This is a genomic window from Corynebacterium sp. CMW7794 (assembly GCF_001563605.1).
GTDB lineage: Bacteria > Actinomycetota > Actinomycetes > Mycobacteriales > Mycobacteriaceae > Corynebacterium > Corynebacterium phoceense.
This window is the reverse complement of record NZ_KQ961722.1, coordinates 11995-35182: the sequence shown is the minus strand read 5'-3', so window position 1 is coordinate 35182 and position 23188 is coordinate 11995. Positions and strand designations below refer to the sequence as shown.

Below are 23188 nucleotides of genomic sequence, written 5' to 3'. Positions count from 1 at the left end.
AATCATCACAAAAGTTAGGGTTTCGATACCTTGCCCCGCTACTCTTAGACCTCATGTTGAAGACTTTTGCTACTCGCGTGGCTGCCCTCGCCTCCGCCACGGTTCTGTGGACCTCCGTCGGCCTGCCCGTCGCGAACGCCCTCACGAGCTCGGACATGAGCTCCACCTCGAGCAAGGGCTCGAGCAACGGCTCCTCCATCTCTGACGCGTTCACGCTGTCGTCAAAGTTGGGCCAGGCCCTCACCATGGGCAATGGCACGACGACCCATTCCACAAAGCAGGTTTCCGTCTCTGGCCAGGGCACGCGCTCCTACGAGCTCTACGTCCCCTCCGACTATGACTCATCCCGCGACTACCCCGTCGTCTTCGCTTACTCCGGCATGGACTTCGATGGCTCAGACATGCACGGCCACTCCCACTTTGAGCGCGCCACGGGCTCCGATGCCATCGTCGTCTACCCCAACCCGCGCGCGAGCGTCAACGGCGGCCTGGCGTGGGAAGGCCCCAACTACGCCACGACGAGCCGCGGCGAGGACGTCGCCTTCACCAAGGCCATCCTCAATGACGTAGCCAATAGCTACTCCGTCGACCGCAGCCGCATCTACGCCACCGGCCTGTCCAACGGCGGCGGCATGGCGCTCGCCGCCGCGTGCCAGGCCCCGGAGACCTTCGCCGCCGTTGCCGGCGTCTCCACCGCCGCGTACACGCGTATCTTCGACGGCTGCACAGGCCAGGTGCCCACGCTGCTCATCCACGGCACCGACGACAAGATTGCGCCGTACTACAACGATGGTTCCAACGGCCACGGCGGTTCCTACTACGCCACCCGCGGCGCCTGGGAGCGCATCGGCAAGCGCAACGCCTGCGACACCTCCGGCGCGTCCATGCGCACCGGCTCCGGCAACGGCTACAACTCCTTCAGCTACTCCGGCTGCCTCGCTGAGACCACGCTCTACCGCGTGAACGGCGGCAGCCACACGTGGTTTGCCTCCAACCCCAACGCCACGCGCGAGGTGTGGAACTTCTTCCAGCGCCACTAGCTTCCCGCTAGCCTGTCCGTGCCCCGGTCCTGCCGGGGTATTTTTATGCCTCCAGCTTTTTATGACTGCAGCTCGCTCCAGATCGCCGAGTTCGTCTCCGCCCACAGCGGCTTGGCCCAGTCCCCGAAGTCGTGGTCAGTGAGCATGACCATAGCTTTCCCCTCCGCCAGCCAGAGGTAGGTTCCCGACATACCAAAGTGCCCCGCAGCCTCCGCGGGCAACGAGCCCATCCAGTGCTCCTTGTCCCCGTGGAGCTCGAAGCCCAGGCCCCAGGAGCAGTCCTTAAAGGAGCCATAGCCTGGCACGAGGCCGCGCAGGCCCGGGAACTGCGGCGTGAGCATTTCCTCGACCGTTGTGGGGTGCAACAACTGCGGGTCGAGCACCTCGCGGGCGAACCGGACCAGGTCGTCCACCGTCGTGTCAAGGCCGTGTCCCGCCGAGCCAACCAAAGCCGAATCCTTCATTCCCAGTGGTTCGAAGACGCCCTCGCGCAAGTACTCCGGAAACTCCATGCCGGTGGCTTCCGCCACGATATCCGCGGCCCATTCATAGCCCGCTGAGGAATAGATGCGCCGCTCCCCCACGGGCTTCTGCGACTCGCGCGTATCAAACCCCACACCAGACGCGTGCGCCAACAGATGCCGAAGCGTGGAACCGGAAGGCCCCGCCGGCTGGTCGAGCTCCACCGCCCCCTCCTCGACGGCGAGCATGATGCCGTAGGCCACCACAGGTTTGGTCACCGAGGCAATCGAATACACGCGGGACGTATCCCCCAACGTCCGAACATCACCGTCTACAAGCAACGCGGCGGAGACATGGTCAGCCGGGAAATCGGCCACAGAATCAAAGGCAGTCATAGGACCCTAGCCTAGCGAACCCGCCCGCACGCCGACGCACATCAACTGAATAAAAGTACCGCTCGGTCTAGTCTTTTGAGCGTGTCCTGTCGCACAATCAATGGCAACACATTCCTCGATCTCTCTTGGAGGCCCCGCGATGTCTGCGACCACCGCACCCAGCTCGACCTACGTCCAGGACCCCACGATGGCAAGCTCCCACTCGACGTTTGGCTGGGCCTCCACGCTTTTTGGCACCGCCATCGGTGCGGGCATTCTCTTCCTGCCTCTGTCCGCCGGCGCCTATGGATTCTGGCCGCTGCTCATTGCCACCGTGCTCATCGGTCCGCTTACGTATCTCTCCCACTACGCCTACGCGCGCATCATCGCTCGCTCCCCGCAGCCCGGCGCGGATCTCCTCGCAGCGCTTACCAGCTACTTCGGCCAGAGTACCGGCGCATGGCTCGCCGTGGCCTACCTCATCATGCTCTTTCCCGTGCTCCTCGTGTATTCGGTGAGCATCACCACCACCGTCGATAACTTCATCGTCAACCAGCTCGGCGGCCCGGAGATCCCGCGGTGGATACTCGCACCGATCCTCATCGGTCTCCTCGTCGCAGCCCTGGCCTTCGGCGAACGCATCATGCTCGCCGCCGCAGAGCTTCTCGTCGTCCCGCTGCTCATTGCACTCGGCGCCTTCTCGCTCTACCTCATCCCGCAGTGGGACTTAGGCTCCTTCCTCACGGTCTCCTCCGAGCACTCCTTCTGGGAATCCCTGGTGCTCATCCTTCCGGTGCTGGTCTTCTCGTTTACCTTCATCGGCTCGCTGTCCCAGTTCGCCGTCTCCACCCAGCGCAGTCACGGCGAGTTCGCCGAAGCTCGCCTCTCCCGAGTCATTATGCTCACCACGGTCCTGCTCACCGTTTTCACGATGTTCTTCGTCTGGTCCTGCGCGCTCGCCCTAGGCGCAGACGGCATGGCTCAGGCCGCCGCGGATAACCTGCCGGTGCTCTCCTACTTCGCGAACACCACGGGCACCCCGTTCCTGGCGCTTTCCACCCCGATCGTCGCCATCTGCGCCATCGCCTCCAGCTTTATCGGCGTAGCCCTAGGCGCGCGCGAAGGCTTGCAGTTCCTCGGCGCTCGCTTGAATCCCTCCCAGCGTGAGCTTTCCGATGCCCCCGTCTACCTGTTCATCTTCACCGTCGCCACCTTCGTGGCCATCGTCGAGCCCTCCGTCATGGACCTCATCACGGTCGCCGGCGGCCTCCTCATCACCATCTTCCAGTTCGGCGTGCCCATGCTCGCCGTCTACGCTGTCGCACGCCTGGCGCCGCTGCGCCGCAGCCCCGGCAACGCCGTCATCATCGCCTTCGGTGCGGTCGTTCTCGGCTCGACCATCTGGGGTTTCTTCTAAAACCCACCTCGTTCTAGGCCCACCGGGACACACGAAAGCCCACGGCACGGTTGCACACCTGCGCCGTGGGCCTTTCTCGCGCCTTAAGCTACGGAGTTGGGAAACCACCCGTCGCGCCGATGGTCTCACCCGAGACGAAGCTCGCCTCCTCCGAGGCCAGGAAGACGTACGCACCGGCCATCTCCACCGGCTGCCCGGCGCGGCCGAGGAAGGACTTCGTGTCGAATTCCATAACACCCTCGGTTGGCTGGCCACCCGCGGGCTGCAGCAGCGTCCACACAGGGCCGGGCGCCACCGCGTTGACGCGAATGCCGCGCGGCGCAAGCTGCGTGGACAGGCCCTTGGACATCGAGTTCATCGCCGCCTTCGTCATGGCGTAATCAACGAGGATGGCCGAGGGCTTATACGCCTGGACCGAGGAGCTAAAGATAATCGAGGCACCCGGCTTAAGGTACTTGAGCGCCGCCTTCGTAACCTTAAACGAGCCATAGAGATTGACCTTCATGACGTCATCAAAGTCCTCGTCCGAGATATGTTCCAAGTCCTCGTGCCAGATCTGGCGCGCCGCATTGTTGACCAGGATGTCGAGTCCGTCCAGCGCCTCGACGGATTTCTCCACGAGCTCGACGCAGTACTGCGGGTCGCGCAGGTCGCCTGGGAACGCGAAAGCCTTCTGGCCCGCGTCTTCAATGGCCTTGAGCACGCGGTCCGCATCCGGCTGCTCCTCAGGAAGGTACGCAATGGCCACATCCGCGCCTTCCTTGGCGTACGCCACGGCCACAGCCGCGCCGATGCCCGAATCGCCACCAGTAATGAGAGCCTTGCGGCCCTTCAAGCGCCCGTGGCCTTCATAGGTCTCAATGCCGATATCGGACTGCGGCTGCAGCTCGATATCCAGGCCCGGGTACTCCTGGTGCTGCTCCGGCGGATTGACCTTGGGGAATTTCGTGCGTGGGTCGGTCATGATTTTCTCCTTCATCGAAAATAATGAAAGGCGCAGCCCCCGTCCGGGGTGCCGCGCCTCCCACGCTACGCGTCACGTCGCGTCATTCGCCGCGACTGCAATCCCGCCAGCCCTAGCCGATACGGTCGATGATAATCTTCCGCTCTTCATCGAGCGGTGCGTCCGTAATAGTGAAGCCGGACTCGAGGACCTCGAGGGAACGCTCAAAGCGGTCCGGGGTCTCCGTGTAGAGCGTGAAGAGCTTCTGTCCCTTCGTCACCTTGTCGCCCTTGACGGCATGCAGTTCGATACCGGCGGTGGCCTGCACCGGATCCTCCTTGCGGGCGCGGCCGGCGCCCAGGCGCCAGGACGCGACGCCGACGGCGAGCGCGTCGAGGTCGGTGAGGTAGCCGTCCTCCTGCGCGATGACGTCGTGCGTGTGCGACGCCTGCGGCAGCGCGGCATCCGGGTCGCCGCCCTGCGCAACAATCATCTGGCGCCACTTGTCCATGGCACGGCCATCCTTGAGCGCGGCTTCGACGTCCGGGTCCTGGACGCCCGCAGCGGAGAGCATCTCGCGGGCAAGCGCGACGGTGAGTTCGACAACATCGGAAGGCCCGCCACCGGCAAGGACCTCGAGGGATTCCTCAACCTCAAGAGCGTTGCCCACCTTGCGGCCCAGCGGCGTGGACATGTCCGTGAGCAGCGCCGTGGTCTTCACGCCGGCGTCGGTGCCCAGGTCGACCATGGTCTGCGCGAGCTCGCGCGCCATAGACTCGTCCTTCATGAATGCGCCGGAGCCGACTTTGACATCGAGCACGAGCGAGGCGGTACCCTCTGCGATCTTCTTCGACATGATGGACGAAGCAATGAGCGGAATGGACTCTACCGTCGAGGTCGTATCGCGCAGCGCGTAGATCTTCTTATCCGCAGGAGCCAGGCCCGCACCCGCAGCGCAGATGATACAGCCCGGGTCCTCGAGAATTTCCATCATGCGTTCGTTCGTCACGTCAGCCTGCCAGCCCGGGATGGCCTCCAGCTTGTCCAGCGTGCCGCCGGTGTGGCCCAGGCCGCGGCCGGACAGCTGCGGCACGGCGACGCCGAAGGCCGCGACGAGCGGCGCCAAAGGCAGCGTGATCTTGTCGCCCACGCCGCCCGTGGAGTGCTTGTCCGCGGTGACCTTGCTCAGCGAGTCGAAGCTCATGGTCTCGCCCGAGTTGATCATCGCCTGTGTCCAACGGGCGATCTCAGCGCGGTTCATGCCGTTCAAGAACACCGCCATATTGAGCGCGGCCATCTGCTCATCGCCCACCACGCCGCGCGTGTACGCGTCAATGACCCAGTCGATTTGCTCCGGCGAGAGCTCCCCTTTGTCGCGCTTGGTACGGATGACGTCGACGGCATCAAATTTCTCTGCCATGAATTTCTCCTTCATGCGAAAGCTATCAGTGCTGATCTTTCAAGCTGATCTGTGTATCTGGTTGTCCCGGAGGCGACTCCGGCTTCTCGCACGCGGCGTGCTCTACGTGCGCCACCTGCGCTGGGCGTCGCACCTGTGTCGGGCACCACAAACAACTAGCCCTTGTGCGAAACGCTACGGCTCAATTATGATCCGAGTTAGAACATTTGTCAATGAAATTGTTTTCTTTTGTTCCATCCTCTCGCGACCCGCGTCGCCACCCGGAGAACACCGGGAAAAGTACGGCGTGAGCTGCACTTTTTACTCGAAAGGACATGCTATGTCTTCGTCCACCATCCCCGCCGGGACCACCACGCTACCGTCCGACGAGGAACTACTTTCCCTCGCCCGCGAGGCCGCCGGCCACGCCTGGGCGCCTTACTCCGAGTTTCCCGTCGGTGCCGCCATGGTGCTCTCGGACGGCCGCGTCGTTACGGGCTGCAACGTGGAGAACGCCTCGTCGCCGCTGGGCATCTGCGCCGAGCGCAACGCCGCGGCTCACGCGGTCGCTTCCGGTGCGCAGACGGCCGGGGACGGTCACCTCGAAGGCCTGCCCCACATCGTGACCGTGGCCATCGTGGGGCTCAAGGCCGAGCCGTGCTTCCCGTGCGGTGCGTGCCGCCAGGTGCTCCGCGAATTCGAGTGCGAGCGCGTCGTCGTCTCCGAGAACGGCGCCCCGCGCGCGTTCGACTTCGAGGAAATCCTGCCGCACTCTTTCGGCCCTGAGGCACTCTAAGCCTCAGGAGACGGGAAACTCAGGCCTCGGCCCGGCCGAATAAGCCGGTCAACTGCCCTCCCTATCGCACCCCTCCTCATCACAACCATTAATGAATAGGACTCGCTATGGATAGACTTCAAGGTCTGCTCGGCATCGCGGTGATCCTCGGGATCATCGTGGTGTTGTCGCGTTCGCGCCGCCACATCAACTGGCGCACCATCGGCATGGGCCTGGCGCTGCAGGTCGCTTTCGCCTTCCTCGTGCTCGCATGGGAGCCCGGCTTCAAGGCGCTCGAGGCCGTCTCGCATGGACTCACCAAGCTCACGGACTTCACAAACGAAGGCACGCAGTTCGTCTTCGGTGGGCTCATGGGCGAGGATTTCGTCTTCGCCTTTAACGTGCTGCCCATCATTATCTTCCTGGGCGCGATTATCGCCGCACTGTACTACCTACGCGTTATCCAGTACATCGTCGAGTACGTCGGCTCCGCCATCAAGTGGGTGCTAGGTACCTCCAAGGTCGAGTCCGTGTGGGCTGCGACGGTCATCTTCCTCGGCCAGTCCGAGGCCCCACTCGTCATCAAGCCGTATGTCCCGAAGCTCACCCGCTCCGAGCTCTTTACCTGCATGACCGGCGGTTTCGCCTCCGTCGCGGGTTCCACGCTCATCGGCTACTCGCTGCTCGGCGCACCGCTCGAGTACCTGCTCGCGGCCTCGCTCATGAACGCACCCGGCTCCATCCTCGTCGCCAAGGGCCTTATGCCCGAGACCGAGGACTCCAATCTCGACGCCACGGTCAAGGACGTTCGCGACGAGGAATCGAAGAACATCGTGGACGCGATCAGCTCCGGCGCCATGACCGGCGGCAAGATCGCCATTGCCGTCGCCTGCTTGCTCATCGCGTTTATCGCCATGATTGCGATGCTCTCGGCCATCCTCGGCGGCATCGGCAATATCTTTGGCCAAGACGGCTGGTCGCTCGAAGGCCTCTTCGGCGCCATCTTCGCCCCGTTCGCGTGGCTCATCGGCGTGCCGTGGTCAGACGCCATCGACGTCGGTAACTTCATTGGCCAAAAGACCATCCTCAACGAGTTCGTCGGCTACACCTCGTTTAGCGAAAAGCTCACCGAGCTCAGCGACAAGTCCATCATGCTCAGCTCCTTCGCGCTGGCTGGCTTCGCCAATATCTCCTCCATCGGCATTCAGATCGGCGCCCTCGGCGGCGTCGCCCCGGAGCGCCGCGGCGAGGTCGCCAAGCTCGGCCCTTGGGCTTTGTTCGGCGGCTTCCTCACCAACATGCTCAACGCCGCCATCGTGGGCGTCGTCGTGGCCCCGATGTAAAAGTCGCAACCTCTAAGCGTTAGCCCCTGGCTGACGCTTATCGTATTTTTCCACCAGCTTGTCAATGAGCTCGTCCGTGAGCTTGTCGTCCGCAAGAATCGCGTCGAGCATGCGCTGATGGTCCGGCTTGTCCTGATAGGAGTCGCCGGCTAAGTCCATGCCGATGTCGTTGGCAAAAGTGCTCAGCACAGTCGAGCCCGTCTCCGCCGCGCTTTCCGATGCCCCCTTCTCCCCCGCGTCGGCCGCTACCTGCGAGGCTTCGCTCAGCTGCGCGACCTCGGAGTTGAACTCCTCGAGGAACTCGTTGGCCGCCGCCTGGGCTTCGGCGGGACGCTTGCCCTCGCGGATCTCGCGGGCGATACGCCGCTCGAGGGCATTTTCCATCTGCTTGTGCCGCCACGAACGCAGGCGGCGCGGCTCGAGGCGGCGGCCCACGGCACGCGACTTGTCCTCGGCCTTACGCGCGAGGACGGCAACCTGCGCTGCAGTCTCGTTGACCGGCGCCCACTCTTGGTCCGTGGACACGCGCCAGCCGGTCCAATACCCCAAGAGCGCGAGCGCAAAGCTCGCCACGGGTCCGAGTATCATGCCCCACGCCAGGAAACCGAGCCCATTGCCGGCGAGCACGATGACGGAGCAGACAGCTGCCGGGATGACGATGGGCTGGTTGCCACCAAAGACAGCGGGCTCACGGCCCATGCACACGTCGCGAATCATGGAGCCGCCGGTCGCGGTGAACACGCCCATCATGATGCACGGAACGACGGGCAGGCCATAGGTAAGAGCCTTCACCGTGCCAGTCCCGGCCCACAGTGCGGAGACGAGGGCGTCGCCGTGGGCTTGCAGGTGTTCCCACGTTTTACCCTTGAAATAGACGAAGCGCGCGATGAGCGCACCGGCGAAAGCGAGGTAAAGGTACTCGGGCTGACTCATCGCCGCGACGGTGCCGCGGTTGATGAGTACGTCGCGAATCATGCCGCCGCCCAGCGCCGAAAACATCGCGATGAAGAAGAACCCGATGATGTCGTAGCCGCGTTGGCGCGCAATTGTGCCGCCGATAGTACCCATGAGCAACACGCCGCTCACGTCCAACCAGCGATAGATCGATTCGATGAGCGGGTCAACCTCGGAAACCATGGTCATTATTGTAGCCAGCGCCTTGCCCCGCCGCCCGCGTGGCTACGCGGCAGCTGCGCGCCGCGCGAGCAGAGGCTGCACAGAGGCTGCGCAGACTGCACAGTTACTGCGCGGCCGTGGCCTCCGCGCCACCCGTAACCGCTGCTGCGCCGGTGGGCTGCTCCGCCGCACCCGTGGGCTCGACGGTCGGCTCCTCGGCAGGCGCGGTCGTGACGGCCCGTGTCGTCGCCGCGGGTGTCTCCTCGTCCTCGCTATCGCGGCGTGCGGCGCGTTCCCGACGCGCCGTTGTGGTTGTTTGCTCCGCGGTGGTGCCGTTCTCCTGCGCCGCGGTCGGCTCGTCAGTGGCCGTGTCCTCGGACGCGTCTGTGGGCTGCTCGACGGTCTCTTGCGTCGGCTCGACGCTCTCCTCCGGCTGCGTTGCCGCGGTCGGCGCAGGCGCGGTTGTCGCCGCACTTTCCGTCTCACTGGACTTCGACGTCCAGTAGGACGGCGAGAGCCAGCCAGCGTCCGCGTCCTCCGGGTTCGCCGAGAAGAGCAGCAACAGGCCGGTCACGGCGAGCCCCACAAAGAGGCCCGTCGTCGAGCCACGCACGCGACCGCCAAGCGTCCACAGCTTGTCCCAGCGCGTCGTGGGATGGTCATCGCGCCAGATGGTACGCGGTGCCGCGTCGACGGCGTTCATGACCTCAGTCTGTGAGGCATCCGGGTGCTGCGCCGCCACATCCGGGTCCGACTCGGACGGCCGGCCCGGTCCTTGGTCGCTCGGGTCGTGCGTATCGCGCGCGGCCGCATGAGCCACAGCGTCGCGCACCTCCGCCTTGTCGGTTCCTGCCGCAGCCGGCATGACTTCGGTCGGCGCGCCGGCTCCAGCCGACCCTGCGGGGGCGGGCGGAGCGGCGGTGACGGGGGCATCGGCTAGCGGGGCGGCCGAGGACAAGTTGTAGTGATCCCAGAAGGCCGCGACGAGGGCGGAGCGAATGCCGCGCTCGACGGCCCACTGGCGGGAGGGATTGACCACGACCATGACGCGGTACTTGATCTGCCACGGCTGACCGGCGACGGTGGGCTCGATAAGGCCAGTGACCGGCAGAATCTCGATCTCGCCCGCGATATCTTCGGCGATGGCTGCGTCCTGCGCCGCATGCGAGGAAATCTCCTCAACCTTGCGGGTGACCTCGGCCAGCGTCTCGCCTGCGCGCACCGGCACCTGCAAGTCGACGACGGCGCGCGACCAATCCTGTGAGTAGTTCGTCACCACGCCGCCCGAGCCGTTAGGCACCATGACGACCTCGCCCGTCGGCGTGCGAACCTTCGTCGTGCGCAGCGTCAACGCCACGACGGTGCCTTCCACCGCCCCAGACGTGCCGTCGAAGCTCACGTAATCGCCCACACCGTACTGCTTCTCGCTCAAAATGAAGAAGCCCGCCAGGAAGTCGCCGATGATCTTCTGCGCACCGAAACCAAGCGCGGCCGAGACGACCGTCGCGGGAATCGCCGCACCGAGCGCCGGCACGCCCACGTTGGTGAGCGCCGCGATGGCAAGCAAGAAATACGCCACCGCCTGCGCGACGTAAACCAACGCGCCAGCCAGGGCGAGACGGGTCTTCGTGGATTCCTCATTGTCATCCAGCCGCGAGTCAATAAGCCTGATGACCAGGCGCCCGACACGCGGCACCAAAATCGCCATGAGCAGCAACGCCGCCAACGGCAACGCGTGGTCGACGATAAGTTGCCAGAACTGGAAAAAGAAATACCGGACGTTCATACTCTCCGATACTAAAACCACCGCCGACACGGCGGGCGTGGCAGCGGTGGATTAATAGCGTTTTCTACGATTGGGCGCGAGCGTTAGGACGCTGCGGGGAAAGGATCATCTTCGCGGTAGAGATACCGCGCGCGCCCGCGTCGCCTCGGTCAACAAGAAATACTCTCACACTCACAGCACCCGTGCTGCGGCGGTATTCAATGAGAAACGCTGGGAAACTATTCATTACCGTTCCCCCTTCCCGCTGGACCCCTTGCACGTATTCTTCCAGTTCCTGTAACAACGCGCTATCAGGACGCGTTTTAGGGGGACGCGTTGGAACTGCGCAGGACGCTATTACCAGGTATACGCGCAGTTCAACGACTACAAAGTGGGGCCACCGGGGCTCGAACCCGGGACCAACGGATTATGAGTCCGTAGCTCTAACCGACTGAGCTATAGCCCCTAAAAAGCACCGTGCGAGGTGCTGCGAAGTATCTTATCGTGCCCTGCGCCGCGGACTGCAATTGCTCCCCCGCGGGTGCATAAAGCGAGTCCGTCGGACGCTGGGCGCGTCACCCTCGACGGCATCGGAAGCCGGTGGTACGGTACAGATGTTAATTAGAGTGACTGTTGTGACAACAATCTCGTAACCTAGGGCGTCGCGACAGTCCGTCTTCTCTAGGAGCCTCTATGTCGTCCACCTCGCATTCTTCCGTCCACTTCAGTCGCCGCAGCCTCCTGCGCGCGGGCACGATTGCCCTCGCCGCGGGTGCCGTGGGCACGGCCGCCCCGCAGGCGTTTGCGCTCGGCCCAGTGCTCGGCACCGTTGTCGACTTCTCGGCGGGTGTTCCCTCCTCCGCCGCACTCAAGGCCGCGGGTCAGATGGGCGCGGTGCGCTACGTCTCCAAGCCGCGCGCAGGCTGGATGGCCGGCAAGCCGGTCACCCGCGCCCAGGCTGCTGCCGATGCCGCCGCCGGCCTCGCCGTTGCTTCCGTCTACCAATACAACGGCTCGGACAATCCGGACTGGGCGGGCGGGGCGGCATCGGCAGCCCAACACGCGCCGCAGGCCATCGCCATCCATAAGGCGGCGGGCGGCCCCACGGGCCGACCGATTTATATCGCGATCGACAACAACCCGTCCCGCGCACAGTACGACGGCCAGATTAAGCCCTACCTCATGGCGTTCTCCACCGCACTCAAGGCGGCGGGCTACCAGGTGGGCGTGTACGGCAACTACAACGTCATCGATTGGTGCGTACGCGACGGGATTGGCAGCTTCTTCTGGATGCATGACTGGGGCTCGGGCGGCCGCATTCATCCGCGCACGACCATCCACCAGCTGCCGCAGAACCGCCAGCGCACCATCGGCGGCGTGGTCTGCGATATCAATGACGTCTACGCGAAGGACTGGGGCCAGTGGACGCCGGGAGGCGCTGCAGCGCCGGCACCGGCCGCGCCCGCCGCCCCCGCCCACAACAGCAACCCGCTGAACGCCGTCGGCCAGATGTCCTCGCAGGTCCAGAACGCCGTGCCGGGACTCAACCTGCCGCAGGTCTCCCCTGAGGGCGTGAGCTTCAACGGCTCGTCCGTCGACTCCAAGCAGATTCAGGCGGGCGTGGACCTCGTCCAGACCGTCCTGGGGGCGATGCGCTAGGACTTCTGCCCTTCAATAAATTTCGTCGTCGCCTCGTTAAGGGCCTTGACGGTGACTTCTTTCTTCACGAACTTCGTAAGATCCTCCGCCGAGCCCGACACCGAGGCGGCGACGATGAAGTTTTTCCCGAAGCTCACGGAGGAGTGCAGCGTCTTATCGTCGGACCAGCCCCACTTGGAGCCCAGCACATTCGACAGCCGCGCCGTGCCGTAATCCTGACGGTAGCCATCTTCCGCCGTGGTCGTAGCCTGCGCCATCGCGACGAGGATGGGATGCGTGGGTGATTCCTCGCGCAGCGCCTTGATGAAGTTGACCACGTCGTAGACGGACGTCACAGACTTGCCCCACTCGCTTCCCGCGCGCGTGGATTCGAGCTCATAGTCTTCCGCCACCGTGTCGATGGACTCCGGGTAGCGCTTGAAGAGATCCGACGCGGAGACGTCCGATGAATCCGCAATCATGTCGAGCGCTTCGTACTGGTCTTCCAGCGTGCCGTGGTCAAGCACGTACTTGGCGAGATAGAGCTTGATAAGGCTCAGTGCCGGCATGGCGTTGCGCTCCCCGTCGGTGCCCATGCGCATGCCGTCCATGCGGTAATAGGACAACTCGCGGGCCTTTGCGTTGGCGACGAACTTCACTTCGCCGTCGAGGTCCGCGGCGATATTCTTTTTCGACGGCGGGGCTTCCACCGTGAGCGTTTCCACGGGGCGCGGCGCCGACAGCCGCGCGGCGGTCATCTCCCCTGTTTCCTGAGCCGCGTCCGCAGGCTTTTCATGCGGCGGTGTACACGCCACCAGCGTCCCCGCCAGCGCCGCGGCGAGGGCCAGACTTATCATCCGATTCACTCACCACATATTACTAATGCCACCGCCTTCTTCAGAAAGAAGGCGGTGGCATTCAGCGTATGCGACGGGGCGGGCTACCCCTGCGGGTGTGAGCGTTGAGAAGCTAACCGTTGCGTGTTCGACCTTTAGCGGTCCCCTTTAGTGGTCAACCGGAGCCTCAACGCCCACGCCGGTGAGGGAACGAACTTCCATCTCGGCGGAGAGCTCTTCGAAGTTGTCCGGCTTGGTCATGAGCGAGACAGCCCAGCCGACGATGAATGCGAGCGGGATGGTGACGATACCCGGCGAGGACAGCGGGAACAGTGCCCAGTCCGCGTTGGGGAACATCGAGGTCTCGGTGCCGGAGACTGCCGGGGAGAAGAAGATGAGGACCAGGCAGGAGATGACACCGGTGTACATGGAGGCCACAGCACCCGCGGTGTTGAAGCGCCTCCAGTACAGGGAGTACAGGATGGTGGGCAGGTTAGCCGAGGCCGCGATGGCGAAGGCCAGGGAGACCAGGAAGGCGACGTTCTGGGTCATGGCCAGGATGCCGAGGATGATGGCGACGACACCGAGGACAACGACGGTCATCTGGGAGACGCGGACCTGCTCAGCCTCCGTGGACTGACCGTTACGGATAACGGAGTGGTAGACGTCGTGGGCGATGGACGCCGAGGCGGTAATCGCCAGGCCAGCGACGACCGCGAGGACGGTTGCGAAGGCAACGGCGGAGATGACCGCCATGAACACGGAGCCACCCAGCTCGAGGGCCAGCAGCGGTGCGGCGGAGTTCGCGCCACCCGGCGCGGCGAGGATGCGGTCCGGACCAACCAGAGCGGCGGCGCCGAAGCCCAGGATGAGCGTCATGAGGTAGAAAGCACCGATGATGACGATGGCCCAGGTCACGGAGCGGCGAGCTTCCTTCGCAGTCGGAACCGTGTAGAAGCGCATGAGGACGTGCGGGAGTCCACCGACACCGAGGACGAGGGCGATACCCAGGGAGATGAAGTCAATCTTCGTAGTGAGGGACTTGCCGTACTTCAAGCCCGGCTCCATAATCTGGGAGGCCTCGTAGCCCTTCTGCGCCAGGTACTCAGAGCCAGCGTGCGCCTGCACCGCGCCATCGAAGAGGGCACCGAAGCCACCCTTGATGGAGATGAAGACCATGGCGCACATCGCAACAACACCGGTAACAAGCAGGACGGCCTTAATCATCTGAACGTAGGTCGTGCCCTTCATGCCGCCCACGAGGACGTAGACAATCATGAGGACGCCCACGATACCAACGACGACGGCCTGCCAGAAGAAGTCGTGGATGTTGAGCAGGACCGAAACCAGGGAGCCGGCGCCGGCCATCTGCGCGATGAGGTAGAACAGCGAGACGAAGAGCGTCGCGATAGCGGCGGCCACACGGACCGGCTTCTGCTTGAGACGGAAGCTCAGCACGTCAGCCATGGTGAAGCGACCCACGTTACGCAGCGGCTCAGCCACGAGCATGAGCGCCACGAGCCATGCGACGAAGAAGCCCACGGAGTACAGGAAGCCGTCGTAACCGGTGAGCGCGACGGCGCCGACGATACCAAGGAAGGACGCGGCGGACAGGTAGTCACCGGAGATGGCGAGGCCGTTCTGGCGGCCAGAGAAGGAGCCGCCACCGGTGTAGAAGTCTGAGGCTTCCTTCGTCGACTTGCCGGCACGCAGGACCACCCACATGGTCACGACAAGGAAGACGACGAAGACGGAAATATTGAGAATCGGGTTGCCCGCGGCGGCATCGGCGCTCGCGGCGGCGAGGTGGAACGTAGTCATTGTCTATCCCTCCAGTTCTTCACGAATCTTGGCCGCACGCGGCTCGATGTTCTTATTGGCATACTTCACGTAAACCCACGTAATGATGAACGTGGTCGCGAACTGAGCAATACCGAAGGCCAGGCCAACGTTCCAGCCGCCCGGCAGCTCGGTACCCATAAAGCCCGGCGCGAAGACCGCGGCCAGCACGTAGACGATGTACCACGAGAAGAACGCGACGGTCATGGGGAACGTAAAGTTGCGGTAGGCCCCGCGCAGCTTGCCAAATTCGGCGCTCTCGCGCATGGCGATGAATTCCTCCGCAGTCGGCTCCCGGCGTTGCGCCGGGGCCGTCATGTTGGAGTCGGCAGAGAGTGCAGACATTGCATGTGCTCCTTCCAAAAGGGCGAGGGATAGGTCAAAAATTTAAGCCCGACCCCGCCGCACCGGCTCACACCGCCTGAGGCAGAGGTCACATTTTTTGCTTGATGTGTAAGTTACAGAGGATTATGTGCAACGTTGTAGCTGTCGCTAAAAATTCATCCTTTGCAAGAATTAACTACCCCCATACCCACCCTCAACATGGATATTTACAGCTTGCAAAACTACCCCCAACTTGCATACAAGCGCCTTTTGCCAACTTTGCAAACCCCAATGTGTCACACGTCTCACTAGGAAAACCGCACACAAAAGGCCGCTGCCCCACCAGGGACAGCGGCCTCAACGTTCGCGGCCGGCGAGTGCGAACTAGCCTTCCGCACCCGGAAAGTCGCGCGGATCATTAAACATGCGCCCGAATCCCTCACGTCCGTCGAGGGAGTTCATGACGTCCATCTCCGCGCGCGTGAGCGTAAGCTCTGCCGCCGCGAAGTTCTCCGCCAGCCGCTCCTTGCGCGCGGACTTGGGGATAACCGAGATGCCCAGCTGTAGCAGGTACGCGAGCACCACCTGGCCCGTGGTCACCTCATACTTCGCAGCGATCGCCTTGATATCCGGATTAGTGAGCACCACACCGCGCGCGAGCGGCGACCACGCCTCGGTGATAATGCCGTGTTCGTCGTGGTACGCGCGCAGCTCCGGCTGTGTGAAGCCCGGGTGCAGCTCCACCTGGTTGAGCACCGGCACAATGCCGGATTCCTTGATGAGCGTATCGAGCGTCTCCTCGTAGAAGTTGGCCACGCCGATGGATGCAATCTGGCCCATGCCTTGCAGGCGCGCAATCGCATTGAACGTCTCCACGTACTTGCCACCCTGCGGCCACGGCCAGTGGATGAGGTAAAGGTCGATGTAGTCCAGCCCCAGCTTGTCCAGGGACTCATGGAAAGCCTGCGGCGCGAGATCCGCGCCGTGGTGATCGTGCCATACCTTCGTCGTCACAAAGATCTCATCGCGGGTGACGTCGCCGGCATCCATGGCCTGCTTCAAGGCCTTGCCCACGGCTTCCTCGTTCTTGTACAAGGTCGCGGTGTCGAACTTGCGGTAACCAATCTCGATGGCCTCGCGGATGGTGCGCACGCACTCGTCGTCGCGCAGCTTGTAGGTGCCCAAGCCCAGCTGGGGCATCTCACGGTCGTCATTAAAAGAAACGTTCTCTACAGTCATGTCCCCCATTGTGCCCTACCGCGGCCTGCCGCCGCCGCGTTTCTCACACTAGGCAGGGACAAGAGCTCGAAACGTGAATGAGTCACGGGAAAATTTCAAGAAATCGACCAACTCATTCACACTAGGAACCCCAGAGATCGCGAAAGCCCCCGAGCCCGCCGTAAAGACAGACCCGAGGGCGCCACGAAATGAGGCCGTGTGGCTTAGGCCGCGCGAATGAGGTCGATGATGAAGACCAGGGTGCGGCCGGAGAGCGGGTGTCCGCCGCCCACGGGGCCATAAGCCTTCTCCGGCGGGATGGTGAGCTGGCGGCGGCCGCCCACCTTCATGCCCGGAATACCTTCCTGCCAACCGGCGATGAGGCCGGTGAGCGGGAACTCGATGGATTGTCCGCGGTCCCAAGAAGAATCGAATTCCTGGTTCGTCTCATAATCGGCGCCCACGTAGTGGACCTCCACGACGCCGCCCGGCTGCGCCTCGGCGCCGTCGCCGACCACGATGTCCTCGATGACGAGTTCCGTCGGGGCCGGGCCGGTCTGGGCTTCGATCAGTGGCTTTTCCATGGGATGCACCTCTCCTTGGAGCGAATTGTTAAGCGAGATTTAGCGGTAGCGCTGCGGCCGCACAGTGGACTACAACAGCTATGAGAAAACCGCACTAGCAGCCCATTATACGGGACACCGTGCGGTTTCTCGCTATTTATGCAGCGAAGGCGCCACAAAAAATTAGGGATTACTTACGCTCCGAGCGCGGGGTGAAGGCGCGGAGGGACTCACCGGTGTAGATCTGGCGCGGGCGGTTGATCTTCGTGTTGAGCTCCAGCTGCTCGCGGTACTGAGCGATCCAGCCCGGCAGACGGCCGATGGCGAAGAGCACGGTGAAGAAGTCCGTGGGGAAGCCCATGGCGCGGTAGATAAGGCCGGTGTAGAAGTCGACGTTCGGGTACAGCTTGCGGGAGACGAAGTAGTCGTCCGAGAGTGCAATCTGCTCGAGTTCCATGGCCAGGTCGAGCATCGGGTCGCCGCCGAGATGCTCGAGGATCTCATGTGCGGTCTCCTTGACGATGGCCGCGCGCGGGTCGTAGTTCTTGTAGACGCGGTGGCCGAAGCCCATGAGGCGAACGCCCTTTTCCTTATTCTTCACGCGGTTCATGAAGTCGGTTGCGTCGCCGCCGTTGTTCTTCTGGATGTCCTCGAGCATCTCCAGGACGGCCTGGTTGGCGCCACCGTGCAGCGGGCCGGACAGGGCGTTGATGCCACCAGCGATGGAGACGAACATGTTGGCCTGGGCGGAACCAATCATGCGGACCGTGGAGGTAGAGCAGTTCTGCTCGTGGTCTGCGTGGAGGATAAGCAGCTTGTCCAGAGCCTTGGAGACGACCGGGTCAACCTCGTAGTCCTCGGTCGGGTAACCGAACATCATGCGCAGGAAGTTCTCGCGTGCGTTGAGGTTGTTATCCGGGTACATGTAGGGCTTACCTTCCGAGGCACGGTAAGCGTAAGCCGCGAGCATCGGCACCTTGGCGAGCAGGCGGACGGTCGCCTTGTCGAGCTGCTCCGGGTCCAGCGGGTTGAGCTGGTCCTGGTAGTAGGTGGAGAGAATGTTCACGGAGGAGGCGAGCACAGCCATCGGGTGCGCGTCGCGCGGGAAGATGGAGAACTGCGCCTTGAAGTCCTCATCGAGGAGGGTGTGGTGGCGGATCTCAGTGTTGAACTTGGTGTGCTGCTCCTGGTTCGGCAGTTCGCCGTTGATGAGCAGGTAGGACACCTCGTTGAAGGTGGCGTTCTGCGCCAGGTCAGCAATGTCGTAGCCACGGTAACGGAGGATGCCCTCTTCGCCGTTGATGAAGGTAATCTTCGACTCGGTGGAGCCGGTGGCGGCGTACCCCGGGTCGAACGTGACGAGACCGGTCTCGTTACGCAGCTTGGCGATGTCAAAGCCGGAGTCGCCTTCGGTGGACTGCTTGATGTCCATCTCGTACTCGCCACCCGGGTAGTGGAGAACAACCTTGTTATTGTCGGTAGCCACGTTGGTTCCTTTCTTTGTTAAACCAGTGAATAAAGCATGTGCCATCGCTGGAGGCACCTCATAAGGCTCTCGCAGTGCGCGCTTTAAGGATCACTTTACTAGTAAACAGTACGCGCATTTCGGTTTTGCCAACTCCCCACCCTACCAGGAAATGTGACCACTACTACAACCTGCGGTCGGGGTGAATTAGTCCCCTTTTTCTAGTAAGCAACCGAAAACCCGTGAGTGGTGGCTATTATAACCGCATGAGCAACCCCAGCATTCAGATTCCTGCAGAGTTTGTCCCGTCCGATGGCCGCTTTGGTTGCGGTCCGTCCAAGGTTCGTCCGTCCCAGATCGAGGCCATCGCCAACCACGGCATCGACATCATCGGCACTTCCCACCGCAAGCCCGCTGTTAAGGACGTCGTCGGCCGCGTCCGTGACGGCCTGTCTGAATTCTTCTCTCTGCCCGACGGTTACGAGATCATCCTCTCCCTGGGCGGCGCCACCGCCTTCTGGGATGCCGCCACCTTCGGCCTTATCGAAAAGAAGTCCTCGCACCTTACATTCGGTGAGTTCTCCGGCAAGTTCGCCAAGGCCTCCAAGCAGGCTCCGTGGCTCGACGAGCCGAACATCACGGATGCCCCCGTCGGCACCGCCCCCTCCTCCGCGGATCTCAACCTCGAGGGCGCAGACGTCGTCGCGTGGGCACACAACGAGACCTCCACGGGTGCCATGACTCAGATCAAGCGCCCCAACTCGGACGCCCTCGTTGCTATCGACGCGACCTCCGGCGCCGGCGGCCTGCCTGTCGACATGAAGGAAGCTGACGTCTACTACTTCTCCCCGCAGAAGTGCTTCGCCTCGGACGGCGGCCTGTGGCTCGCTGCCATGAGCCCGGCGGCTCTGGAGCGCATCGAGAAGATCAACGTCTCGGACCGCTTCATCCCGGCCTTCCTCAACCTGCAGACCGCCGTAGACAACTCGCGTAAGAACCAGACCTACAACACGCCGGCCGTCGCTACCCTGCTCATGCTCGCCGACCAGGTCGAGTGGATGAACGCCAACGGCAAGCTCGAGGGCATGGTCAAACGCACCACCGCCAACTCGGATGTCCTCTACAACTGGGCCGAGGCCCGCGAGGGTGTTACCCCGTTCGTCGCCGAAAAGGACGCACGCTCCCTCGTCGTCGGCACCATCGACTTCGATGACTCCATCGACGCCGCCGCTCTTGCCGCTGCCCTGCGCGCCAACGGCATCCTAGACACGGAGCCCTACCGCAAGCTCGGCCGCAACCAGCTGCGCATCGGCATGTTCCCCGCCATCGAGACCGAGGACGTCGAAAAGCTCACGAAGGCTATCGATTACGTGCTCGATTCGGGCGCGGCAGCCGCCAAGTAGCTCCTTTCCTGCGATATGGTGGACACCACAGTCCGCCATCGCGACAGGAATTAAAGGAGAGCGATCATGCGCGAATTATTCGTGGTCGACAACGAGTCGACCGAGACCTCTTTGGTGCTGCGCACCGAAGACGGAGAGGAATTCTTCCTCGATCTCGGCGCCCTCGCCCCGGATATTCGCGCCCAGCTTGCCGCCCAGCCTGACGATGCCCCCTCTACCGCACCGGAGCCCCAGGCTCCGGCCGAGCAGGATGTGCCGGAGGCACCGGCGGCATCGGAAGCACCCGCAGCACCTGCTCCTGCCCCGCGGCTGACGGCCGTCGGCTCCGCGCCGCGCCGTCCCACCACCGAGAAGCTGAGCATGCGCCCGCCGGAGATTCAGCACCGCATCCGCGCTGGCGCCACCGTCGCCGAACTTGCCGAGGAAATGGGCGTCGCCGAATCCCGCGTCGAGCCCTTCGCACACCCCGTGCTCATGGAGCGCTCGCGCATCGCGGAGCTCGCCAAACAGGCCCACCCGGTCCGCGAGGACGGCCCAGCCAAGCTCACCATCTACGAGGTCCTCGCCACCGCCTTCGCCGCCCGCGGCCACTCACTTTCTGACGCCGCGTGGGACGCCTACCGCGAGAAGGGCCAGCCCTGGACCGTCCGCGTCACGTGGAAGACGGGCCTGAGCGAAAACGAGGCCGAGTGGACCTTGCGTGAGTCCTCCGGCTCCGCGTCCACCCTCGTCGCCCGCAACACCGTGGCCGCTGACCTCACTGACCCGGACTTCGTCCAGCCGGTACGCTCGCTCACCTCCGTCGGCCGCGGTTCCCGCCGTGTCGAGGCACTCGACGCCCGCGAGGACGAGGACTTCGATCCGTATTCCTACGGCGAGCAGGACGAACTGGACGCGCTGCGCCACTCCCGCCGCGCCGACGCCTCCGAGGAGGACGAGACCGTGGTCGAGGTCACCGACGTCACGGACCTCACCGCTCCTACCATCGCGCCCGTGGGCACCCCGCACGACTCCGAGGATGCGGAGCCCTCTGAGGAAAAAGCCAACGCAGCGTCCGAGTCCAACGACAAGGACGAGGAGTTTCTCCAGCATCCGTCGCCCGCGCCCAAGCCGTCCAAGCGCCGTCGTCGCGCCTCGACGCCGAACTGGGAAGACGTCCTCCTCGGCGTGCGCGGCAACACGAAGCGTCCCCGCGACTAACCTCCCAGTCCAGCTCTAGACGTTCACTCAAGAAAGATTCCCTCTCATGAACATCTCACGCGCAGTCCTTACTCTCTGGTACGTCACCGTGGGCGACAGCTCCGAGCCCGCCGCTGACATCGCGAAGGTCCTCAACGCCGATCCCAAGGCGGACCGCGGCTTCGGGCGCAAGTACTTGAGCCAGCTCAATCCGGCGTTCCCCGTGACGCCCATTGGCCAGTTCCCGCTCGGCCGCTCCGCGCAGGCTGACGTGGGCGAGTTCTACATCGGCGGCTACCCCGGCGTGACCGTGGTCCAGACCGTCATCATGGACGACGCCCTCACGCTCTCCAAGCTCTCCCCGCTCCTGCTGCGCGCCATCAACGCCAAGCACATCTTCGCCTTCGCGTCCAACGAGGAGGAGGGCTACGCCGGCATGGCACACTGGGAGAACTACGAGCTCAAGCGCTCCCTGTGCTCGACGCGCACCGAGTTCATCGAGGACATCGGCCTGCCCGAGCCTTACGAAGGCCCCTACTGGGCCGGCGAGCACCGCCCCTCCACCTTCGGTGCCATCACGCTGCCCTTCGTCCCCCAGGAGCTCATGCAGGAAGCCGAGCGCACCTGGCTCGGCGTGGAAATCGGCGAGAACGGTCCCAACCTCGACGTCGTGGGCTACGCCATCGACGGCCGCCCCGAGCCCAAGGTCGACCCGGCCCCCGCACCTAAGTCCACCTCCGAGCTCGTCGAGACCTCCGCCGCGAAGCTGGGCGTCGGCCCCGCCAACGGCGCTTACGACGACTACGCAGACCCCGAGGCCGAGCCCGAGTCCACCATCGCCGAGTCCGCCCAGCGCACCGCGCACGACCTCGCGGACCTCGGCCGCACCATTGCCTCGCGCGTCGTCACGTTCTTCAAGAACCGCCGCCGCTAGCCCCTCCGCGCGCGCTGAAAATTGACACAAAAGTCCCTTCAGGACATATAAGCCCCTTCCCGAGCGCCCACACGGTGCCTTATATGTCCTGAACGTAGATCCAGCCGCGGCGAATTGCACTTCAGCCGTCCGCGCACGCCGACAATCGACGCAAAAATCCCTTCAGGACATATAAACCCCTTCCCGAGCGCCCACACGGTGCCCTATATGTCCTGAACGTAGATCCAGCCGCGGCCAATCACACTCCAAGCCGACTGTGCCCTCCGCGTGAGCCGAAAATCGGCACATCTCGGCCTGAAGCGTAACAATGCCGCCAGGACTGGGGAGCGCGGGGCTAGAAGTCGAGCAGCGAGCGCTGGCGCTCGTAGAACGCAATCGCCGCGGACGTCGCCACGTTCAAGGAATCGGTTCCCGGGGCCATCGGAATGCGTGCGCGGACGTCCGTGGCCTTCATCGCGTGTTCGGTAAGGCCGGGGCCTTCGGCGCCCACGAGGAGCGCGACCTTCTCGGCGCCCTTGAGAGCTTGGGCCAGGTGGACCGCGTCCTCGCTGGGGGTTAAGGAGACGAGACGGAAGCCGGCATCGGAAAGCTTGGCCAGCTTATGTTGCCAATTGGTGTAGCCGCCCTCGAAGCGGGCCCACGGCAGGCGCAGGACGTGGCCCATGGACACGCGGACGCTGCGTCGGTAGAGCGGGTCCGCGGTGCCGGAGCCCAGCAGCACGCCGTCGACATCCATACCCGCGGCGTTGCGGAAGATGCCGCCGATATTCTCGTGGTCGCCCACGCCTTCCATGACGACGAGCGTCTGTGCACCCTCGATGACCTCGTCGACCGACCAGGCGTCCAGGCGGTCCGCGGACGCGAGCAGGCCGCGGTGCATGTCAAAGCCGGCGACCTCAGTGAGCATGTCGCGGGTGACCTCGTAGATGGGCACGTCGTCGGGCACCTCGTGCTGCGACAGGTAGGTGTCGATCTTCGCCTTGAAGCCCACAATGCAGCGGGTGGGGTACGCGGAGGCGAGCAGGCGCTCGACGATGATGGGGCCCTCGCCAATGACAAGACCCTCGCCGTGGGCGTCGGACTTTTTCAAGTTCCGAACGTCATCCAGGCGAGGGTCGTTGACGTCTTCAATTACGTAGCGCATGTACCCGACAC

The 23188-nt window shown here is 63.7% G+C and carries 20 protein-coding genes and 1 tRNA gene; 8 read left to right on the top strand and 13 right to left on the bottom strand.

Going from position 1 to position 23188, the window contains the following annotated elements; translation table 11 throughout:
• Nucleotides 1-53 precede the first annotated feature (53 nt).
• Nucleotides 54-1040 carry a CE1 family esterase gene (locus HMPREF3227_RS03460; RefSeq protein WP_068801945.1) on the top strand — a complete coding sequence of 329 codons (987 nt, stop codon included), beginning with the start codon at nucleotides 54-56 and terminating at the stop codon, nucleotides 1038-1040.
• A gap of 59 nt (nucleotides 1041-1099) precedes the next feature.
• Here HMPREF3227_RS03460 and HMPREF3227_RS03455 read toward each other — a convergent pair whose 3' ends face one another.
• Nucleotides 1100-1897, bottom strand: a complete 798-nt coding sequence (locus tag HMPREF3227_RS03455; RefSeq protein ID WP_066510285.1) for a serine hydrolase domain-containing protein — start codon at nucleotides 1895-1897, stop codon at nucleotides 1100-1102.
• A 139-nt stretch (nucleotides 1898-2036) separates the two neighbouring features.
• Between HMPREF3227_RS03455 and HMPREF3227_RS03450 the strand changes: the two genes are divergently transcribed.
• Nucleotides 2037-3293, top strand: coding sequence for an amino acid permease (locus HMPREF3227_RS03450; protein WP_066510281.1), 1257 nt, complete (start codon nucleotides 2037-2039; stop codon nucleotides 3291-3293).
• A gap of 88 nt (nucleotides 3294-3381) precedes the next feature.
• On the opposite strand, the gene HMPREF3227_RS03445 is transcribed toward HMPREF3227_RS03450, so the two are convergent.
• Both HMPREF3227_RS03445 and HMPREF3227_RS03440 read right to left on the bottom strand, forming a co-directional pair.
• Nucleotides 3382-4257, bottom strand: a complete 876-nt coding sequence (locus HMPREF3227_RS03445; protein WP_082750235.1) for an SDR family oxidoreductase — start codon at nucleotides 4255-4257, stop codon at nucleotides 3382-3384.
• Nucleotides 4258-4369: 112 nt separating this feature from the next.
• Entirely contained in the window at nucleotides 4370-5656 is a 1287-nt protein-coding gene (locus HMPREF3227_RS03440) for a thymidine phosphorylase (RefSeq protein WP_066510297.1), read from the bottom strand.
• Nucleotides 5657-5975: 319 nt separating this feature from the next.
• Between HMPREF3227_RS03440 and HMPREF3227_RS03435 the strand changes: the two genes are divergently transcribed.
• Nucleotides 5976-6431, top strand: a complete 456-nt coding sequence (locus HMPREF3227_RS03435) for a cytidine deaminase (protein WP_066510276.1) — start codon at nucleotides 5976-5978, stop codon at nucleotides 6429-6431.
• A 107-nt stretch (nucleotides 6432-6538) separates the two neighbouring features.
• Complete coding sequence (locus HMPREF3227_RS03430; RefSeq protein ID WP_066510274.1) at nucleotides 6539-7753, top strand: NupC/NupG family nucleoside CNT transporter; 1215 nt, start codon at nucleotides 6539-6541, stop codon at nucleotides 7751-7753.
• Between the two features lie 12 nt (nucleotides 7754-7765).
• Here HMPREF3227_RS03430 and HMPREF3227_RS03425 read toward each other — a convergent pair whose 3' ends face one another.
• From HMPREF3227_RS03425 to HMPREF3227_RS03415, 3 genes are all read right to left on the bottom strand, one after another.
• Complete coding sequence (locus HMPREF3227_RS03425) at nucleotides 7766-8896, bottom strand: trimeric intracellular cation channel family protein (protein ID WP_082750234.1); 1131 nt, start codon at nucleotides 8894-8896, stop codon at nucleotides 7766-7768.
• Between the two features lie 97 nt (nucleotides 8897-8993).
• On the bottom strand, nucleotides 8994-10655 hold the full coding sequence (locus HMPREF3227_RS03420) for a mechanosensitive ion channel family protein (protein WP_066510272.1): 1662 nt from the start codon (nucleotides 10653-10655) through the stop codon (nucleotides 8994-8996).
• A 371-nt stretch (nucleotides 10656-11026) separates the two neighbouring features.
• A tRNA-Ile gene (locus tag HMPREF3227_RS03415) sits at nucleotides 11027-11100 on the bottom strand.
• 227 nt (nucleotides 11101-11327) lie between these two features.
• Here HMPREF3227_RS03415 and HMPREF3227_RS03410 point away from each other — a divergent pair.
• Nucleotides 11328-12293, top strand: a complete 966-nt coding sequence (locus HMPREF3227_RS03410; protein ID WP_066488403.1) for a DUF1906 domain-containing protein — start codon at nucleotides 11328-11330, stop codon at nucleotides 12291-12293.
• Here the strand turns inward: HMPREF3227_RS03410 and HMPREF3227_RS03405 are convergent.
• The 6 genes from HMPREF3227_RS03405 to HMPREF3227_RS03380 all read right to left on the bottom strand — a co-directional run bounded on the left by HMPREF3227_RS03405 (nucleotide 12290) and on the right by HMPREF3227_RS03380 (nucleotide 18538).
• Entirely contained in the window at nucleotides 12290-13129 is an 840-nt protein-coding gene (locus HMPREF3227_RS03405) for a hypothetical protein (RefSeq protein WP_148140168.1), read from the bottom strand. The two genes, HMPREF3227_RS03410 and HMPREF3227_RS03405, sit on opposite strands and share 4 nt — an antisense overlap.
• A 147-nt stretch (nucleotides 13130-13276) precedes the next feature.
• Nucleotides 13277-14929, bottom strand: coding sequence for a solute symporter family protein (locus HMPREF3227_RS03400; RefSeq protein WP_066488399.1), 1653 nt, complete (start codon nucleotides 14927-14929; stop codon nucleotides 13277-13279).
• A 3-nt stretch (nucleotides 14930-14932) separates the two neighbouring features.
• The gene (locus tag HMPREF3227_RS03395) at nucleotides 14933-15265 is read right to left on the bottom strand and encodes a DUF485 domain-containing protein (RefSeq protein ID WP_066488599.1); all 333 of its coding nucleotides are present in this window, start codon (nucleotides 15263-15265) and stop codon (nucleotides 14933-14935) included.
• Between the two features lie 390 nt (nucleotides 15266-15655).
• Nucleotides 15656-16519, bottom strand: coding sequence for an aldo/keto reductase (locus HMPREF3227_RS03390; RefSeq protein WP_066488396.1), 864 nt, complete (start codon nucleotides 16517-16519; stop codon nucleotides 15656-15658).
• A gap of 194 nt (nucleotides 16520-16713) precedes the next feature.
• Nucleotides 16714-17073, bottom strand: a complete 360-nt coding sequence (fkpA, locus tag HMPREF3227_RS03385; RefSeq protein WP_066488386.1) for an FKBP-type peptidyl-prolyl cis-trans isomerase FkpA — start codon at nucleotides 17071-17073, stop codon at nucleotides 16714-16716.
• 169 nt (nucleotides 17074-17242) lie between these two features.
• Complete coding sequence (locus HMPREF3227_RS03380) at nucleotides 17243-18538, bottom strand: citrate synthase (RefSeq protein ID WP_082750233.1); 1296 nt, start codon at nucleotides 18536-18538, stop codon at nucleotides 17243-17245.
• A 245-nt stretch (nucleotides 18539-18783) separates the two neighbouring features.
• On the opposite strand from HMPREF3227_RS03380, the gene serC reads away from it, so the two are divergent.
• The 3 genes from serC (at nucleotide 18784) to HMPREF3227_RS03365 (ending at nucleotide 22033) form a co-directional block, all read left to right on the top strand.
• On the top strand, nucleotides 18784-19920 hold the full coding sequence (serC, locus tag HMPREF3227_RS03375; RefSeq protein WP_066488376.1) for a phosphoserine transaminase: 1137 nt from the start codon (nucleotides 18784-18786) through the stop codon (nucleotides 19918-19920).
• A 66-nt stretch (nucleotides 19921-19986) separates the two neighbouring features.
• Complete coding sequence (sepH, locus tag HMPREF3227_RS03370) at nucleotides 19987-21120, top strand: septation protein SepH (protein ID WP_066488373.1); 1134 nt, start codon at nucleotides 19987-19989, stop codon at nucleotides 21118-21120.
• 46 nt (nucleotides 21121-21166) lie between these two features.
• Nucleotides 21167-22033: a DUF6928 family protein gene (locus HMPREF3227_RS03365; protein ID WP_066488372.1), complete on the top strand. Its 867-nt coding sequence runs from the start codon at nucleotides 21167-21169 to the stop codon at nucleotides 22031-22033.
• 334 nt (nucleotides 22034-22367) lie between these two features.
• Here HMPREF3227_RS03365 and HMPREF3227_RS03360 read toward each other — a convergent pair whose 3' ends face one another.
• Nucleotides 22368-23177: a TrmH family RNA methyltransferase gene (locus tag HMPREF3227_RS03360; RefSeq protein WP_066488370.1), complete on the bottom strand. Its 810-nt coding sequence runs from the start codon at nucleotides 23175-23177 to the stop codon at nucleotides 22368-22370.
• Between the last annotated feature and the right edge of the window lie 11 nt (nucleotides 23178-23188).

Bases quoted from the DNA above. Each gene is read 5' to 3' on its own strand.
- HMPREF3227_RS03460 (WP_068801945.1), top strand. From the start codon at position 54: ATGTTGAAGACTTTTGCTACTCGCGTGGCTGCCCTCGCCTCCGCCACG.
- HMPREF3227_RS03455 (WP_066510285.1), bottom strand. From the start codon at position 1,897: ATGACTGCCTTTGATTCTGTGGCCGATTTCCCGGCTGACCATGTCTCC.
- HMPREF3227_RS03450 (WP_066510281.1), top strand. From the start codon at position 2,037: ATGTCTGCGACCACCGCACCCAGCTCGACCTACGTCCAGGACCCCACG.
- HMPREF3227_RS03445 (WP_082750235.1), bottom strand. From the start codon at position 4,257: ATGACCGACCCACGCACGAAATTCCCCAAGGTCAATCCGCCGGAGCAG.
- HMPREF3227_RS03440 (WP_066510297.1), bottom strand. From the start codon at position 5,656: ATGGCAGAGAAATTTGATGCCGTCGACGTCATCCGTACCAAGCGCGAC.
- HMPREF3227_RS03435 (WP_066510276.1), top strand. From the start codon at position 5,976: ATGTCTTCGTCCACCATCCCCGCCGGGACCACCACGCTACCGTCCGAC.
- HMPREF3227_RS03430 (WP_066510274.1), top strand. From the start codon at position 6,539: ATGGATAGACTTCAAGGTCTGCTCGGCATCGCGGTGATCCTCGGGATC.
- HMPREF3227_RS03425 (WP_082750234.1), bottom strand. From the start codon at position 8,896: ATGACCATGGTTTCCGAGGTTGACCCGCTCATCGAATCGATCTATCGC.
- HMPREF3227_RS03420 (WP_066510272.1), bottom strand. From the start codon at position 10,655: ATGAACGTCCGGTATTTCTTTTTCCAGTTCTGGCAACTTATCGTCGAC.
- HMPREF3227_RS03410 (WP_066488403.1), top strand. From the start codon at position 11,328: ATGTCGTCCACCTCGCATTCTTCCGTCCACTTCAGTCGCCGCAGCCTC.
- HMPREF3227_RS03405 (WP_148140168.1), bottom strand. From the start codon at position 13,129: ATGATAAGTCTGGCCCTCGCCGCGGCGCTGGCGGGGACGCTGGTGGCG.
- HMPREF3227_RS03400 (WP_066488399.1), bottom strand. From the start codon at position 14,929: ATGACTACGTTCCACCTCGCCGCCGCGAGCGCCGATGCCGCCGCGGGC.
- HMPREF3227_RS03395 (WP_066488599.1), bottom strand. From the start codon at position 15,265: ATGACGGCCCCGGCGCAACGCCGGGAGCCGACTGCGGAGGAATTCATC.
- HMPREF3227_RS03390 (WP_066488396.1), bottom strand. From the start codon at position 16,519: ATGGGGGACATGACTGTAGAGAACGTTTCTTTTAATGACGACCGTGAG.
- fkpA (WP_066488386.1), bottom strand. From the start codon at position 17,073: ATGGAAAAGCCACTGATCGAAGCCCAGACCGGCCCGGCCCCGACGGAA.
- serC (WP_066488376.1), top strand. From the start codon at position 18,784: ATGAGCAACCCCAGCATTCAGATTCCTGCAGAGTTTGTCCCGTCCGAT.
- sepH (WP_066488373.1), top strand. From the start codon at position 19,987: ATGCGCGAATTATTCGTGGTCGACAACGAGTCGACCGAGACCTCTTTG.
- HMPREF3227_RS03365 (WP_066488372.1), top strand. From the start codon at position 21,167: ATGAACATCTCACGCGCAGTCCTTACTCTCTGGTACGTCACCGTGGGC.
- HMPREF3227_RS03360 (WP_066488370.1), bottom strand. From the start codon at position 23,177: ATGCGCTACGTAATTGAAGACGTCAACGACCCTCGCCTGGATGACGTT.